Consider the following 16,435-nt stretch of genomic DNA (forward strand, 5'->3'; position numbering starts at 1 on the left):
CCAGGAAAGCCGAGCATGAACCGCCCTGCCCTGTCCTTGTCGAACACGCTCGCGGCGTGCCGGCGCGGCGCCATCCGCTTCGTCGATCCGCGCGTGCTGCCCATCGTCGTGACCGTCGTGCTCTTCGCCGTGCTGTTCGGCTTCGGCTCGGTCATGTACACGGGATTCTTCTCGCTTCAGGTGGCCTTCGGCCTGCTGGTGGACAACGCGTTCCTCCTGATCGTCGCCATCGGCATGACGTTCGTGATCATCTCGGGCGGCATCGATCTTTCCGTGGGCGCCGTGGTCGCGCTCACCACGATTCTCTGCGCCGTGGGCACCGAGAAGCTGCATTGGCCCGTGGCCGTGGTCGTGCCGCTCGTCCTGCTCGGCGGCGCGCTCTACGGCGCGGCAATGGGCGCGCTGATCCACTTCTTCCGGCTGCAGCCCTTCATCATCACGCTCGCGGGCATGTTCCTCGCGCGCGGCACCTGCTTTCTCATCACCACCGAATCCATCCAGATCAACGACCCCGGCTTTCACGCGCTCTCCGAATTCAACATTCCCGTGGGCAGCGGCTCGCTCACGACGGGCTCGTTGACTGCACTGGCCATGCTCGTTGCGGCGATCGTCATCGCGCATTTCACGCGTTTCGGGCGCAACGTCTACGCGATCGGCGGCAACGAGCGCTCCGCACTGCTGATGGGTCTGCCGGTGGCGCGCACGAAGATCGGCGTGTATGCGCTCTCGGGCTTCTGCTCCGCGCTCGGCGGCGTGGTGTTTACGCTTTACGTGCTCTCAGGCTACGGGCTGCAGGCGCAAGGCATGGAACTCGACGCCATTGCCGCGACCGTGATCGGCGGCACGCTGCTCACGGGCGGCGTGGGCTATGTGATCGGCTCGGTATTCGGCGTTGGCATTCTCGGCACGATCCAGACGCTCATTACGTTCGACGGCACGCTCAGTTCGTGGTGGACGCGCATCGTGATCGGCGCCCTGCTCTGCGCGTTCTGCCTCATGCAGCGCGCGACCGAGCGCCATGCCGCGCGCCGCAAGTCCACCGGCACCGGTCGCGGCGCCCCACGCGCGGCGCGCCGGCCGCAAGCTACCGCACCGATGGATCAGGCCAAGCTCGCCAGCCCGCCGCCGCGAATGCACGGGGCGAAAGGCGGTGCGTAACCCGCTTTTCGCCGCCTCGGCGCGCTCATCGATTCGTTAGGGGTATACATGGATTAGGAGCCCTCATCACGCTGCACTAAGCTTTTTGCGGTACCGTCGGCGCCCGGCGATAGCACGTTCGCTGCGGACGTCTGGCGCGCGATGGCTCGAATCCGCGAGCGCCGCGCGCGCGTTTCCCCGGTACTGTCCAGCATCTGCACGCTTTTCGACGAAACGTCGACCACATCGACCACGAAGACAAGACCGGAGGAAAACATGGCGCACGATCGGGATGATGCAAAAGACGGCAAGAGCTTGATCGACACGGGCCGGCGCGGCCTGATGCAGGGTGCGGGCTTAAGCGCGGCGCTCTCGCTGCTCGGCGCGGTGGGCGGCGGCGGATTCATTTCGTCGGCCCAGGCGGCCGAATCGGGATTCCCATCGCACAAGAAGTGGAAGATCGTGTTCGTCAACCACGTCACCACGAATCCGTTCTTCGTGCCGACGCAATACGGCATCCAGGATGCCTGCTCGCTGCTCGGCATGGACTATCAGTGGACCGGCTCGGCCACCTCCGACGCTGGCGAAATGGTGCGCGCCGTGAATTCGGCGATCGCCGCGAAGGCCGACGCGATCGCCGTGCCGATCGTCGACCCCACCGCCTTCGACAAGCCCATTCAAGCGGCGCTCGACGCGGGCATTCCGGTATTCGCCTATAACGCCGATGCGCCGCGCGGCAAGAAGAATCCGCGCCTCGCCTATATCGGCCAGGATCTGTACCTGTCGGGCTACCAGATGGGCGAGCGCATCGTGAGCCTCATCGACAGCGGACTCGTGGCGCTCTTCATCGCCACGCCAGGCCAGCTCAACATCCAGCCGCGTCTCGATGGCGCGAGCGACGCCATCAAGAAGTCCGGCAAGAAGATCGACATCCAGACCGTGGCGACGGGCGCGACCGTCAACGAAGAGCTATCGAAGATCAAGTCGTTCTACCTCGGCCACCAGGACCTGAAGGGCATGTTCGCCGTGGATGCGGGCAGCACGCAGGGCGTCGCGCAGGTGATGAAGGAATCGAACCTGCCTTCGAAGGGCGTGCACGGCGGCGGTTTCGACCTGCTGCCCACCACGGTGCAGCTCATTCACGAAGGCTACCTCGACTTCACGATCGACCAGCAGCCGTACGTGCAGGGCTTCTATACGGTGATGCAGGCGTTCGTGACGCTGGCCTCGGGCGGTCTGGTCGGGCCCGCCGACACCAACACGGGCCTGAAGTTCGTGACGAAGGAAACCGTCGAGCCGTACCTCAACACCTCGACGCGTTATGAAGGCAAGACCACCAAGCCGCAAATCGTCCCGATGAGCGGTGGAATCAAGTCGTAACGAACCGGGCGCAACGAAAGGCGTGATGAACTCCGTGAACGAAACCAGCAAGGCTGACGTTGCCGCGCGGGCGCCCCGCCCGCGCGGGCAATGGATCTCCGCGTGGGCGCCCGAGTTGCGCATTCTGCTCGTGGCCGTGATTCTCGCGGCGTACTTCGAATTCTCCAACCGCGATTTCCTGCTCACCAACGCGAGCCTCGTCAACCTCTCGCAGTTCATCGCGCCGGTGGCGATCATCGCGTTCGGCGAAATCATGCTGATGATCGGCGGCGACATCGATCTCTCGGCCGGGATGGTGTTCGCGTTCGCGCCGTTCATGATGGTGTTCGCCAACGACGCGGGCGCGCCCATGTGGCTCGCCGTGATCGCCGGCCTCGTGGCGGCGGCCGTCGTCGGCTTCGTGAACGGCGCCGTGACCGTGTGGCTGCGCCTGCCCTCGTTCGTCACGACGCTCGGCACGCTCTTTCTCATCAACGGCATCACGCTCACCGTTTCGCGCGGCACGCCGGTGCAGACGCCGGGCTCGCCCGAGTTCGCGGCCTTCATGGGCGCTTGGGGCTATAGCGAGATCCTCTGGACGGTCGTGATCGCCTTCGCGATGCACGTGCTGCTGCGGCACACCCGCTGGGGCCTGCATACCCAGGCGGCGGGCGCGAACCCGCTGGGCGCGAGCGAGGCCGGCATTCATGTGAACCGGCTGCGCCTCGGCAACTTCATTCTTGCCGCCGTGCTCGCGGGCTTCACCGGCATTCTGGAAGGCTTTCGCATCACCTCGATCGACCCGCAGGCGGGCGGCAACCAGATCATGTTCCTCGCCGTGGCTTCGGCCGTGATCGGCGGCACGCCGCTCACGGGCGGCTCGGGCACGATCGTGGGCGGCCTGATCGGCGCGGCGGTGCTCGGCATTCTCAACGACGGCTTCACGCTCATCGGCATCAACGCCTTCACGTTCAACATCATCCTCGGCGCGGCGATTCTCGCAGCCATGGTCTTCAATATTCACGTAGGGCGCCTGCGCCGCAAAGGGAGCCGATGATGGACGAATCGCAGGCCTCCCCTGCGGGCCCGGGCACGGCCAACCCCACGGCCGACGCCCCGCTCGCGCTGCGCGGCGACAACATCGTCAAGCGCTTCGGGGCAGTCACGGCGCTCGATGGCGTCTCGCTCACGCTCGGCCGAGGTGAAATCCTTGGCATCCTCGGCGACAACGGCGCCGGGAAATCCACGCTCGTCAAGATCCTTACGGGTTTTCACCAACAGACGAGCGGCACGCTGCATATCGACGGCAATGAAACGCTGCTGCGGTCCGTCGATCATGCGCGCTCGCTCGGCATCGAATGCGTTTATCAGGATCTCGCGCTCGCCAATTCGCTGAGCATTTACCACAACATGTTTCTGAACCGCGAGATCGTCCGCAAAGGTCCGATCAAACTGCTGGACCACAAGCAGATGCGGGCGCGCGCGGCGCAACTCCTCGATGACATCGGCGTGCACGTCCCCTCCGTGGACCTCCCCGTGGAGCGCCTTTCGGGCGGCCAGCGCCAGGCCATCGCCGTGGCGCGCGCCGTGCATTCGAACGCCAGAATCCTCCTGCTCGACGAACCGCTCGCCGCGATGGGGGCCCGCGAGGCGGCCCTCATCATCGATCTTGTCATGCGGTTGAAGGAAAAAGGCGGCCTATCGATTATCATGATCATGCACAACTATGCGCAGACGCTCGATATCGCGGATCGCATCATGTTGATGCAGCGAGGCCGCGTGACATACGAGCAGCGCAGCGCCAATACCTCGGTCGCTGAACTGATGGATATCGTGCGGCGGGAATACCGGGCCATGCGCGCCACCAGCGCGAATTGAGCCCACTAAGGGCCCACTACAGGGGGAACATTCCGATCGGGTAGCCCCGGCCGGACCATCATGGATTACCGCAAACTAGAGAAACGCAAGAGCATGCACGCGCGCATCGTGCAGGAGCTCGGCATGCAGATCGTGGGCGGCGCGCTCGCGCCCGGGCAACGCCTGCCCGCCGAGCCCACCCTATGCGAAACCTACGGCGTGAGCCGGCCGGTCTTGCGCGAAGCCACGCGCGTGCTGGTCGCCAAGGGCCTCGTGGTTTCGAAGCCGCGCGTGGGCAGTGTGGTGCGCCCGCGCGAAGAATGGCACATGCTCGACCCCGACGTGTTGTACTGGACCGTCAACAGCATTCCCGAAGGCGAGTTCTTCCGCTCGCTCATGACGGTGCGGCAGATCATCGAGCCCGCGGCCGCGGCGCTCGCGGCGATCTCGGCCACCGGCGAAGACCGCGCGCGCATTTCCGCCGCGTTTGCGCGCATGGAAAAGGCGCAAACCGCCGCCGACCTGCTCGAGCCCGATCTGGAATTCCATCGCGCGATCATGGCGGCGACGCATAACGACATGCTCGCGTACATCGGCAACATGCTTTCGCTCGCGCTTTCCGAGTCGATCAAGCTCACGAGCCGCCATCCCAACACGCATGCGCTCTCGTTGCCGCGCCACAAGGCAATTCTCACGGCCATCGAGCACGGCGACGCACTGGCGGCGCGGCAGGCGAGCGTGGTGCAGCTCGACAATGCGCGGGCCGACGCCAAGTCCATTCTCGGCGGTGCCGGACTGGACACCTAGCCGCTCGATCAAGCGGGCCGCCGCGCTGGAAGCGCATGGCGGCCCATCGAAGCGCTGCCCGCTCACACCGCCCGCTTGCTGCGGCGGAACTGGTCGAACAGCACCGCGAGCAGCAGAATCCCGCCGCGAATCAGGTACTGGTAGAACGTCGGCACGTTCATGAGGCTCATGGCGTCCTGCACGGCGCCCATGATGAGCACGCCCACGAGCACGCCCGAGATCGTCGCCACGCCGCCCGTGAGCGAAACGCCGCCCAACACGCACGCCGAAATCACGCCGAGTTCGAGGCCCACGGAAGTCTTCGGGTCGCCGAGGCTCATGCGCGAGGCCAGCATCACGCCCGCGAAGCCCGTAACGAGCCCTTGCAGCACGAATACCGTGATCTTGATGCGCGTGACGGGCAGACCCGCAAGCCGCGCCGCTTCGCTGTTGCCGCCCACCGCGAGCACGTTCTTGCCGAACACGGTTTTCTTCAGCAGAAAGCCGAACAGCACGAATCCGATGATGTTGCTCCAGATCGGGAACGAGATGCCGAGGAACGAGCCGCCGCCCAGGTCGAAGAAGCGCTCTTCGGAGATCATCACGGCGTCGCCGTTCGAGGTGAGGAACGCGAGGCCGCGCACCGCTTCCATCATCGCGAGCGTGGCGATCAGCGAGTTGATCTTGAAGCGCGCGATCAGCACGCCGTTCACGAGGCCCACCGCGCCACCCGCGAGCACGCCCGCCGTAATGCCGAGCAGCACGCTATGCGACTGCGTGATGACGGTGGAGGCCACCACGCCCGAGAACGCGACGATCGAGGCGACCGAAAGGTCGACTTCGCCCAGCGCGAGCACGAACATCATCGTGACGGCGATCGAGCCGATCAGCGTGACGGAGAGCAGCAAGCCCTGAATGTTGCGGGTCGTGAGGAAGTCGGGCACCGTCGCGGAAAGCACCGCGAACAGCACCACGAACACCACCACGATGCCCGACTTGTTGATCATGTCCCACGCACGCGCGCGCTGTGCGGTAATGGGCGCGGCGGCTTCGTTGACTACGGGAGTGCCCTGTGGCTGCATGGCTTCACTCATTTCTGGTTCATCGTTTCGGATCGGTCGCACGGCTTCGCTAGCATTCGCTTCGCGCGCGACCGGCAAGGCAAAAACAAAGAGCGTTCGTTCAGCGCGGCAGCGCCATCCTGATCAGCTCGTCGGGCGAGGCCTCGGCTTTCGGCACGCTGCCCGCAATGCGCCCTTCGCGCATCACGATGATGCGGTCCGCCACGCCGATCACCTCGGCGAGGTCGCTCGACACCATGATCACGGTCTTGCCCGCTTCCGCGAGCTCGTAAAGCAGGTTGTAGATCTCGGCGCGCGCGCCCACGTCGATGCCGCGCGTGGGCTCGTCCATCAGGAACACTTCGATGCGCTCGGCCAGCCAGCGCGAAAGAATCACCTTCTGCTGGTTGCCGCCCGATAGCGTGCCGATGGCCGTTTCGCCGTTGCGCGTCTTGATCGCGAGTTTCTTGATGTAATCCTGCGCGAGGTCGCGCTCGCGCCGCGCGTCGAGGAGGAAACGCGCGGGGCTGAAGTGGCGGCGCGCGCTGATGTTGAGGTTGTCGGCCACCGAGGCGATCGCGACGATACCCTCCTGCTTGCGATCCTCGGGACACAGCGCGAGGCCCGCGCGCACCGCGTCGCGCGGGCTCGCGAAGTTCACGCGCTTGCCGTCCAGCTCGACGTGGCCCGCGCTCGCGCGCGTGGCGCCGTAAATGAGCTTCATCAACTCCGAGCGCCCCGCGCCCACCAGGCCGAAGAAGCCGACGATCTCGCCGCGCCGCGCCGCGAACGACACGGGCTCGGCAAGGCCCGGCCCGAGCAGGCCCTTCGCTTCGAGCAGCACGTCGCCCGCTTCGCGCGGACGGTAGCCGTAGACATCTTCGATCGAGCGGCCCACCATCGCGGCAATGAGACGGTTGCGGTCCAGATCGGCCACGGAGTCGAACGTCTCGATGCGCTTGCCGTCGCGGAACACCGTCACGCGGTCGCACAGCTCATAGACTTCGTCCATGCGGTGCGTGACATAGATGATCGCGCGCCCGTCGGCGCGCAGCGCGTTGATGATGCGAAAGAGGTTCTCGGTCTCGCGCGCCGAAAGCGAGCTGGTCGGTTCGTCGAAGGCGATCACGCGTGCGTCGCGCATGAGCGCCTTGCCGATCTCGATCATCTGCCGCTGGCCGATGGAGAGGTTCTTCACGGGCGTGCGCGGATCGATGCGCTCGCCGAGGCGCTTGAGTTCGTCCATCGCGCGCTTGACGAGCGTGCCTTCGTCCAGCACGCCGAGGCGGTTGGGCAATTGCCCGAGCATCAGGTTTTCCGCCACCGTCAGCTCGGGCACGAGATGCAGTTCCTGATAGATGATCGCGATGCCCGCGTCGAGCGCGGCCTTCGTGGTCGTGAAGCGATGCTCCTCGCCACCGAGCCTCAGCGTGCCTTCCTGTGGCTGGTTCACGCCCGAGAGCACCTTGAGCAGCGTGGACTTGCCCGCGCCGTTCTCGCCCATCAGGCCGTGCACCTCGCCCGCTCGCACGTCGAGCGCCACGCGGTCGAGCGCGCGCACGCCCGGGAAGCTCACGGTGATGCCGTCGAGCTCCAGATAGGCGCGATTCCCCTGTTGAGCGCCCGCATTCGCGTTCCGCGCCGCGTTCGCTCGTGCCTGCGCGCTCGCGTGTGTCATCGTTTCAGTCATTGCATCCCTGCCCTTTCCTGTGCACTGCTACGCAGTCCTTAGATACCCAGCTCGCTGCGCACGGCCGTCCAGTTGTCGCGCGTCATCAGCTTGCCGGTGGTCTGCGTGTCGGCGGCCGGCTGCTTGCCGTTGCGGATCCAGTCGACGAGGTTCTCGGTGCTTTCCTTGCCGTGGTTCGTCGAGCTGACCGCGATCGTGCCATAGAAGCCCGTGGGCTGCTTCTTCTGGAATTCGGCGAACGCTTCGCCCGCGCCGTTGATGCCCACGCCGATCACGTCCGCAGCCGGAATGTGCAGCTGTTCGGTCGCGCGCACGGCGCCCAGCACGCTTTCCTCGTTGAGTGCGAACACCACCCACTTCTTGATGTTCGGATGCTGCGCCAGCACGGGCGACGCCGCATTGAAGCCGCCTTCGTCGTCGGTGGTCTTTTGCGGCGCGTCGAAGATGTTTTCCTTCTTGAAGCCGCCGGCCAGCAGCGACTGCGTCGCGCCGTCCGTGCGCAGCTTCGCCGTCGGCAGCTCATAGTCGGTGATGCGCAGCGCGCCCACTTCTTCCGGCTTCCAGCCGCGCTTCTTCATTTCGTCGCTGATCGCCTGGCCCACCTGGTTGCCGATCTTGAACGCCGACATGCCGAGGTGCGGCACATTGGCGAGCGGCTTGCCCGCGGAGTCGACGAGCTGGTCGTCCACCGTCACGAACTTCATGTTGTAGCGCTTCGCGCGCGCCTGAATGGCCGGTCCGAGACGCACGTCGGGCGCGCAGATCACGAAGCCCTGCGCGCCTTGCGCGCCCAGGTTGTCGATGGCGGCGAGCACCTTCTCGCCGTCCGGCGTGCCGATGTTCACGACCGAGAAGTTCTCCTTCTGGCCGAGCGCCGTGGCGGCTTTCTGCTCGTTGATGAACCATGCCTGTTCCGGCATCTTCACGAGGAAGCCGATCTTCACGGGCGAGTCGGCGTGCGCCGCCATGTTCATGCCGAGCGGCGCGATGCACATCGCCGCGAACGCGGCACGAAGGGTCAAGCGGCGGATCTTGCTGGTCATGCTCCTGTCTCCTCAGGTGTGGTTGTTGCATATCGATGCAACTGCGGCAAAAAAGCGATCAGTGGCCGAAGGCCTCGACCTCGACGTGCCTGCCGAGCAGGAACGCGTCGGCCACGAGGCGCAGCGGGCGCACGTCGACGTCGTCGGTGCCGTGGGCGATCAACCAGTGAAAGCGGTCATAGAGCGCGGCATATTCGCGTTCGGCTTCGAGCGCGACCGGCTCGCCCGCAATCGCCAGGCGCTTGCCGCCTTCGGTGATCGCGAGCAGGCCATCGGTGGTTTCCACGTCGATTTCCCATTGTTCGACGGGGCCGTGGCGCCAGTCGAACTCGGCGCGCACGGGCACGCCATCGGTGTCGATGCAGTCGAGTTCCGCGGCGATCGGCGTGGCGCAATCGGCCGGCACGTGCAGCGTCGCGCCGCGCAGCAGCACCTCGCGCGGCAGGATACGCGTGACGATGGAAAGCGCATTGATGCCCGGATCGAACACGCCAAGGCCGCCCGGTTCCCAGATCCACTGCTGGCCCGGATGCCAGCGGCGCACGTCTTCCTTCCAGCGCACGTGCACGGCGCGGATGGTGCGCCCGGCGAGCCATGCGCGCGCCGGCTCCACGGCGCTCGCGCAGCGCGAATGCCACGTGGCGAACAACGTGCGGCCACGCTTTTGCGCGAGTTCGCGCAGCGCCTCGATCTCGCTCACGCTCGCGCCCGGCGGCTTTTCCAGCATCACGTGCTTGCCCGCTTCGAGCGCGGCGCGCGCCTGCGCGTAGCGCACCTGCGGCGGCGCGCACAGCGAGACCGCGTCGAGGTCGGACTCGGCCGCCAGCAGCGCGCCGATGTCGGTGTAGTTGCGCACGTTCTCCACCTGAGCGTTGCGGCTCGCGCTCGCCACCAGCTCGAAGCCGGGATTACCCGCGATGGCGGGCAGATGCTGGTCGCGCGCGATCTTGCCTACGCCGACGATGCCCAGGGTATAGGACGCTTTCATGAGGTTTCTCCGTCCCTGTCGCGTTGTCACGGAATCAGGGTGATTTTTATTCTGGATGACGAACGATTCACTTACCCCAGCGCAGCACGAGCGGATCGAGGCGGCGCGCAATATCGATCAGCTCGGCGCGCGTCGCGGGATGCATCGCGGGCAGCGGGTGGCGCGGCAGTTCGCACTCGATCACGCCCCCTTCCTTCATCAGCGACTTGCACGCGAGCAGGCCCGCCTGGCGGTTCTCGTGATTGATGAGCGGCAGCCACTTCTGGTAGAGCGCGAATGCGTCGTCCGCGCGGCCTTCGCGGTGGGCTTCGATGATCGGGCGAATGCCGTCCGGGAAGCCGCCGCCCGTCATCGAACCCGTTGCGCCCGCGTTCAGGTCCGCGAGCAGCGTGATGGCTTCCTCGCCGTCCCACGGGCCTTCGGCCGCTTCGCCCGCGAGCTTGATCAGCTCGCGCAGCTTGTTCGCTGCGCCCGGCGTTTCGATCTTGAAGTACGACACCTGCTCGATCTCGCGCGCCATGCGCGCGAGGAACGCGGCGCTGAGCACGGTGCCGCTCGCGGGCGCGTCCTGGATCATGATGGGAATGTCGATGGCGTCGGACACGCGCGCGTAGAAGTCGTAGATCTGCTGCTCGGGCACGCGGAAGGTCGCGCCATGATACGGCGGCATGAGCATGACCATCGCCGCGCCCTGCTCCTGGGCGCGCTTGCTGCGCGCGGCGGCGACGGTCGTGCCGTAGTGCGTGGTCGTCACGATCACGGGCACGCGGCCCGCCACGTGCTCGAGCACGGTGCGCGTGATTGTCTCGCGTTCGTCGTCGGAGAGCGAGAACTGCTCCGAAAAATTCGCGAGTATGCACAGGCCGTCCGAGCCCGCGTCGATCATGAAATCGACAGCGCGTTTCTGGCTTGCCAGATCCAGCTCGCCCGTTTCGGCGAACGTGGTCGGCACGACGGGGAAAATGCCCTGGTAGCGGGGCGTACGGCTCGTAGTCATGTCTTCAGTCCTGCTTGGAAAAGGGGGCGGGCCGCGCCTTCACGATCCGCTCGATGCCTGCTCGTGGCGCATGCCCGCTGCGCCCGACGGCGCGAGCTGCTGTCATTGCTGTCCTTCGGCCTTGCCTGCGTAGCGCCGCCTCACGTGGAGCGGATTCGCTTCGCGCAGCGCCTCGGGCAACCACGCATCGGCGAGATTCTGGTAGCAGACCGGCCGCAGGAAACGCTCGATCGCCGCCGTACCCACCGATGTGCTGCGTCCGTCCGAGGTGGCCGGGAACGGGCCACCATGGACCATCGCATCGCAGACCTCCACGCCGGTTGGAAAGCCGTTGGCGAGCACGCGGCCCGCCTTGCGCTCGATGAGCGGCAGGAGCGTGCGAACGAGGTCGGCGTCATCCGCTTGCGCGTGAAGCGTGATCGTCAACTGCCCTTCGATCTTGCGCAGCACGGCGCGCAGTTCGCTTTCGTTCGCGCATTCGACCAGCACGCTGCTCGGGCCGAACACTTCCTCGCCGAGCGCGGCGTCCGCCAGCAGATCGCCGGCGCTCACGCGCAGCAACGCCGCTTGCGCGCGTCCGGGCGCCGCGGCGCCGCGTGCGAGCGTCGTGACCTTCGGATGCCGCGTGAGACGGTCGATGCCGAGCTCGTAGGCGCGCAGGATTCCCGGCGTCAGCATCACGCCCGCCGCGGCCGCGCTGAACTCGCGCGCGGCGTTCGCAGCGAACGCGTCGAACGCTTCGCCCGCGACGCCGAGCATCAGGCCGGGATTGGTGCAGAACTGGCCGCAGCCCAGCGTCGCCGATGCCGCGAATTCGCGCGCCAGCGTCTCGCCGCGCGCGGCGAGCGCGCCGGGCAGCAGCAAGTTCGGATTCACGCTGCTCATTTCAGCATAGACGGGAATCGGCTCCGCGCGCGCCGCCGCGAGTTTCATCAGCGCGAGACCGCCCGCGCGCGAGCCCGTGAAGCCGACCGCCCGAATCGCCGGATGGCGCACGAGCGCGCTGCCCACGTCGTGGCCCGCGTCGAACAACAGCGAGAACACGCCTTCGGGCAAGCCCGCCGCCGCGACCGCTTGCTGGATCGCGCGGCCCACCAGTTCCGACGTGCCTGGATGCGCGGGATGCGCCTTCACGACCACGGGACAACCCGCGGCCAGCGCCGAAGCCGTATCGCCGCCGGCGACCGAGAATGCGAGCGGAAAATTGCTCGCGCCGAACACCGCGACCGGACCCACGCCGATGCGCCAGAAGCGCAGATCGGTGCGCGGCGGCTGCCGCTCGGGCAGTGCGGGCTCAATGCGCACGTCGAGCGAGTCACCGCTTCTCACGAGCGACGCGAACATGCGCAGCTGGCTTGCGGTGCGCGTGCGCTCGCCCTCCAGCCGCGCGCGCGGCAGGCCGGTTTCGGCCATGGCGCGTTCCACGAGTGGGTCGCCGAGCGCTTCGATGCGCGCCGCGCAATCGTCGAGGAATTGCGCGCGCTTCGCGGCAGGCAGCGTGCGATAGATGTCGAACGCTTCGTCCGCGAGATCGCAGGCCGCTTCGACATCGCGGTCGAGCGCGCCATGGAAGACCGGCTGCTCGATTGGTTCATTGCTCGCGGCATCGATCGCCCGAAACGCCACGCCTTCGCCGCGCTTCGCGCGTCCACCGATCAACAGTTCGCCAGTGATTTGCATTGTCATGATCAAAAGCCTTCAGCGCGCATCAGTGCGAATGCCGTGGCACCGCGGCCCCGCGCTTGCCCACGAGGAAATCGAGATCGCATCCTTCGTCGGCCTGCAGCACGTGATCGACATAGAGGCGCGCATAGCCGCCCTTGCCCAGTTGCTCGGACACGCCTGGCGCCGCGGCCGGATCGACGTCGCTCAAGCGGCGCGCGAGTTCCTCGTCGCTGATGTCCAGATGCAGCCGGCCCGATTCGCAGTCGAGCTCGATCCAGTCGCCGTTGCGCACGGCCGCGAGCGGCCCGCCCGCGGCGGCTTCGGGCGCGACGTGCAGCACCACCGTGCCGTAAGCCGTGCCGCTCATGCGCGCGTCCGAAATTCGCACCATGTCCTTCACGCCCTGACGCAGCAGCTTGGGCGGCAGGCCCATGTTGCCGACCTCGGCCATGCCGGGGTAGCCGCGCGGGCCGCAGTTCTTCATCACGAGGATCGAGTCCTTGTCCACGTCGAGCGATTCGTCGCCGATGGTCGCCTTGTAGTGATCGAAGTTCTCGAACACCACGGCGCGCCCGCGATGCTTGAGCAGCTCGGGCGTGGCCGCCGAAGGCTTCAGCACCGCGCCGCGCGGCGCGAGATTGCCGCGCAGGATACAGATACCGCCGTCCGCGATCAATGGCTTGTCGAGCGGACGAATCACTTCGTCGTTGTAGTTCGGCGCCTCGCGCACGTTGTCCCAGATGGACTTGCCGTTCACGGTGAGCGCATCGGGATGCGGCAGCAGGTTCGCTTCACCCAGCCGGCGCAGCACGGCCGGCAGGCCACCCGCGTAATAGAACTCTTCCATCAGGAAGCGGCCCGACGGCTGCAGGTCGACGATGGTCGGCGTGTTGCGGCCAATGCGCTGCCAGTCTTCCAGTTCGAGATCGACGCCGATGCGGCCGGCGATCGCCTTCAGGTGGATCACGGCGTTGGTCGAGCCGCCGATGGCCGCGTTCGTGCGGATCGCGTTCTCGAACGCCTCACGCGTAAGGATCTTCGAGAGCTTCAGATCCTCCAGCGCCATCTGCACGATGCGGATGCCCGACATGTGCGCGAGCACGTAGCGGCGCGCATCGACAGCCGGAATCGCGGCGTTGTGCGGCAGCGAAACGCCCAGCGACTCGGCCATGCAGGCCATCGTCGAGGCGGTGCCCATGGTGTTGCAGGTGCCCGCCGAGCGCGACATACCCGCTTCGGCAGAAAGGAACTGGTGCAGGTTGATCTCGCCCGCCTTCAGCTCCTCGTGCAGCCTCCAGACCACCGTGCCCGAGCCGATATCGCGCCCTTCGTGCTTGCCGTTGAGCATCGGGCCGCCCGTCACGACGATAGCGGGCACGTCCACGCTCGCCGCGCCCATCAGGAGCGCGGGCGTGGTCTTGTCGCAGCCGCACAGCAGCACGACGGCGTCGATGGGGTTGCCGCGGATCGCCTCTTCCACGTCCATGGAAGCGAGATTGCGCGTGAGCATGGCCGACGGGCGCAGGTTCGATTCGCCGTTGGAGAACACGGGAAATTCGACGGGGAAGCCGCCCGCTTCATAGATGCCGCGCTTCACGTGCTCCGCGAGCTTGCGGAAGTGCGCGTTGCAGGGCGTCAGTTCCGACCACGTGTTGCAGATGCCGATGATCGGCCGGCCGTCGAATTCGTGATCGGGAATACCCTGATTCTTCATCCAGCTTCGGTACATGAAGCCGTTCTTGTCCGTGGTGCCGAACCACTGTTGGGAGCGCAGCTTGAATTTGGTTTCCGACATCGTGATCGTCTTTTGGGGCGAGTCATTCGCGCAATGGATTGAGCACAGTCTATGGAGAACTCTGATAACCTTCTAATGAAAAAATGGACGCATCCGATACCGAAACAGGCATTGGTATAAACACCTAATACTATTTGGGATTTCCAGCGAAATCATGCTCGACACAAGCCCCTGGTATGTGCGCACGCGGTTGAAAACGCGGCAATTGCTCCTCGTCGTGGCGCTGGCCGAAGAAGGCAACATCCACCGGGCGGCGGCGGTGCTCAGCATGACGCAGCCGGCCGCCTCGAAGCTGCTGCGCGAGCTGGAAGACATGCTGGGCGCGGTGCTGTTCGAGCGCATGCCGCGCGGCATGCGCCCCACGCTGTACGGCGACGCGCTGATCCGCCACGCGCGCGCCGTGCTCGGCAGCCTCGACCAGGCGCAGGAGGAGCTGAGCGCCCTGAAGGCCGGGCGCCTCGGCCACGTGGCGGTGGGCGCGATCACGTCGCCGGGCGTGCGCGTGCTGCCGGCGGCGGTCGCGGCGGTCAAGCGCACGCACGCCAACCTGCGCGTGAGCGTGGAGATCGACGCGAGCAACGTGCTGCTCGAGCATCTCGCGCAGGACAAGCTCGACGTGGTGCTGGGACGCCTCTCAGCCGAGCACGACAAGCTCCAGCTGCGCTACGAGCGGCTCGCGGGCGAGCCCGTCTGCGCCGTGGTGCGGCCCGGGCATCCGATGCTCGCCGACGGGCAATCCCGGTCTATCGCGCTCGCCGACATCGCACGCGACACGTGGGTCGTGCCGCCGGTGGGCAGCGTGTTGCGCCACCGCTTCGAGCTGATGTTCCAGCGCGCCAGCCTCGCGCCCCCTTCGAACGTGGTGGAAACGCCCGCGCTGCTTTTCATCACGCGCGTGCTGGAGCAAAGCGACATGATCGCCGTGCTCACCGAGGACGTGGCGCGCTACTACGCGGCGCACGGCATGGTCGCGATCCTGCCCGTGCCGATGGACTGCCAGATGGACGACTTCGGCATCATCACGCGCGCGGACGGCCTGCTCACGCCCGCGGCGAGCGTGATGATGGAGACGTTGCGGCAAGTGAGCGCCGAGATCTACGGAGCGCAAACCGCGCGATAATCGCGCGAGGAAATTCGTGCCCGAGGACGGAACCATGCACGCCAGCCATGCCGCAGCGCCCGACAGCACCGCCATACGCGTCGCGCTATGGCGCGCGCTGCACATCGAGGTCGACGATGCGCCTCACGTCCTCGAAGACGAAACCGGTCTGCAGATCGCTGCGCCCGATACGAACTGGCGCGAGCGGCCCGATATGGATCCGCAAGGCACGCGCGGTTATCGCGCTTCGATCGTCGGCCGGGCTCGCTTCGTCGAGGATCTCGTGGCCGAACAGACCGCGAAAGGCCTGGCGCTGCAATACGCGATTCTCGGCGCGGGTCTCGACACGTTCGCGCAACGCCGCCCGGAGATCGCTTCGCGGCTGCAGGTGTACGAGGTGGACAAGCCGGGGCCGCAGGCGTGGAAGCGCCAGCGGCTCACGGAGCTTGGCTATCGCGAAGAGGCGTGGCTGCACTTCGTGCCCGTGGACTTCGAAGCCGGCGAGGCGTGGTGGGAACGGCTCGCCGCGGCGGGATTCGACGCGGCGAAACCTGCGGTGATCGCGTCCACGGGCGTTTCCATGTATCTCACGCGCGAAGCGAATCTCGCGACGCTGCGGCAGATCGCACGGCTCGCACCGGGCTCCACGCTCGCCATGACGTTCCTCTTGCCGCTCGATCTCATCGCCGGGCCCGAGCGCTCGCAGCACGCCGCCGTGTACGAGCGCGCGCGAGCGGCGGGCACGCCGTTCGTGAGCTTCTTCGCGCCGGACGAGATGCTTGCGCTCGCACGCGAAGCGGGGCTGCGCGAGGCGCAACATGTTTCGACCGCGGATCTCACCGCGCGTTATTTCTCAGGACGTCGCGATGGGCTGCGGCCCGCGAGCGGGGAGTCGATTCTGGTGGCGACGGTTTGAACGGCAACGCCGCCCGGGGATAGGTCCGGCAGGATCGGCGGC

The 16,435-nt window shown here is 66.5% G+C and carries 15 protein-coding genes; 7 read left to right on the top strand and 8 right to left on the bottom strand.

The features are described from left to right. The first annotated feature begins 15 nt into the window (after positions 1-15). A complete protein-coding gene (yjfF, locus tag VSR34_RS11110; protein WP_081715944.1) occupies positions 16-1,158 on the top strand; it encodes a galactofuranose ABC transporter, permease protein YjfF in 1,143 nt (380 codons plus the stop codon). Between the two features lie 53 nt (positions 1,159-1,211). Here the strand turns inward: yjfF and VSR34_RS11115 are convergent, their stop codons facing one another. Then, positions 1,212-1,415 (bottom strand): hypothetical protein, encoded by a 204-nt coding sequence (locus tag VSR34_RS11115; RefSeq protein ID WP_028211266.1) that lies wholly within the window; start codon positions 1,413-1,415, stop codon positions 1,212-1,214. Between VSR34_RS11115 and VSR34_RS11120 the strand changes: the two genes are divergently transcribed. Genes VSR34_RS11120 through VSR34_RS11135 form a run of 4 tightly spaced genes read left to right on the top strand, consistent with a single transcriptional unit; the run spans position 1,414 to position 5,160 of the window. Beyond that, complete coding sequence (locus VSR34_RS11120) at positions 1,414-2,517, top strand: sugar ABC transporter substrate-binding protein (protein WP_028211265.1); 1,104 nt, start codon at positions 1,414-1,416, stop codon at positions 2,515-2,517. The genes VSR34_RS11115 and VSR34_RS11120 overlap by 2 nt on opposite strands. A 25-nt stretch (positions 2,518-2,542) precedes the next feature. Next, a complete protein-coding gene (locus tag VSR34_RS11125) occupies positions 2,543-3,553 on the top strand; it encodes an ABC transporter permease (RefSeq protein WP_028230199.1) in 1,011 nt (336 codons plus the stop codon). Continuing rightward, a complete protein-coding gene (locus VSR34_RS11130; protein WP_028211263.1) occupies positions 3,553-4,374 on the top strand; it encodes an ATP-binding cassette domain-containing protein in 822 nt (273 codons plus the stop codon). Before VSR34_RS11125 ends, VSR34_RS11130 begins: the two co-directional genes overlap by 1 nt. 60 nt (positions 4,375-4,434) lie before the next feature. Continuing rightward, positions 4,435-5,160: a FadR/GntR family transcriptional regulator gene (locus tag VSR34_RS11135; RefSeq protein ID WP_028211262.1), complete on the top strand. Its 726-nt coding sequence runs from the start codon at positions 4,435-4,437 to the stop codon at positions 5,158-5,160. A 62-nt stretch (positions 5,161-5,222) separates the two neighbouring features. Here the strand turns inward: VSR34_RS11135 and araH are convergent, their stop codons facing one another. The 7 genes from araH to VSR34_RS11170 all read right to left on the bottom strand — a co-directional run bounded on the left by araH (position 5,223) and on the right by VSR34_RS11170 (position 14,378). Next, positions 5,223-6,233: an L-arabinose ABC transporter permease AraH gene (gene araH / locus VSR34_RS11140; RefSeq protein WP_028211261.1), complete on the bottom strand. Its 1,011-nt coding sequence runs from the start codon at positions 6,231-6,233 to the stop codon at positions 5,223-5,225. Between the two features lie 88 nt (positions 6,234-6,321). Next, entirely contained in the window at positions 6,322-7,890 is a 1,569-nt protein-coding gene (araG, locus tag VSR34_RS11145; protein ID WP_028230198.1) for an L-arabinose ABC transporter ATP-binding protein AraG, read from the bottom strand. Between the two features lie 38 nt (positions 7,891-7,928). Then, entirely contained in the window at positions 7,929-8,933 is a 1,005-nt protein-coding gene (locus VSR34_RS11150; protein ID WP_028211259.1) for an arabinose ABC transporter substrate-binding protein, read from the bottom strand. Positions 8,934-8,991: 58 nt separating this feature from the next. Then, positions 8,992-9,921, bottom strand: coding sequence for a Gfo/Idh/MocA family oxidoreductase (locus VSR34_RS11155; RefSeq protein WP_028230197.1), 930 nt, complete (start codon positions 9,919-9,921; stop codon positions 8,992-8,994). A 67-nt stretch (positions 9,922-9,988) separates the two neighbouring features. Continuing rightward, the gene (locus VSR34_RS11160; RefSeq protein ID WP_342962497.1) at positions 9,989-10,918 is read right to left on the bottom strand and encodes a dihydrodipicolinate synthase family protein; all 930 of its coding nucleotides are present in this window, start codon (positions 10,916-10,918) and stop codon (positions 9,989-9,991) included. Positions 10,919-11,020: 102 nt separating this feature from the next. Then, positions 11,021-12,598, bottom strand: coding sequence for an aldehyde dehydrogenase (NADP(+)) (locus VSR34_RS11165; RefSeq protein WP_342962514.1), 1,578 nt, complete (start codon positions 12,596-12,598; stop codon positions 11,021-11,023). A 28-nt stretch (positions 12,599-12,626) separates the two neighbouring features. Continuing rightward, entirely contained in the window at positions 12,627-14,378 is a 1,752-nt protein-coding gene (locus tag VSR34_RS11170) for an IlvD/Edd family dehydratase (protein ID WP_028230194.1), read from the bottom strand. Positions 14,379-14,532: 154 nt separating this feature from the next. Between VSR34_RS11170 and VSR34_RS11175 the strand changes: the two genes are divergently transcribed. Both VSR34_RS11175 and VSR34_RS11180 read left to right on the top strand, forming a co-directional pair. Next, the gene (locus VSR34_RS11175; RefSeq protein ID WP_028211254.1) at positions 14,533-15,498 is read left to right on the top strand and encodes a LysR substrate-binding domain-containing protein; all 966 of its coding nucleotides are present in this window, start codon (positions 14,533-14,535) and stop codon (positions 15,496-15,498) included. A gap of 34 nt (positions 15,499-15,532) precedes the next feature. Further along, positions 15,533-16,393 carry a class I SAM-dependent methyltransferase gene (locus VSR34_RS11180; RefSeq protein WP_342962498.1) on the top strand — a complete coding sequence of 287 codons (861 nt, stop codon included), beginning with the start codon at positions 15,533-15,535 and terminating at the stop codon, positions 16,391-16,393. The last annotated feature ends 42 nt before the right edge of the window (positions 16,394-16,435 follow it).

It is taken from the genome of Paraburkholderia sp. JHI2823, assembly GCF_038900695.1.
GTDB classification, from domain to species: Bacteria; Pseudomonadota; Gammaproteobacteria; order Burkholderiales; family Burkholderiaceae; genus Paraburkholderia; species Paraburkholderia mimosarum.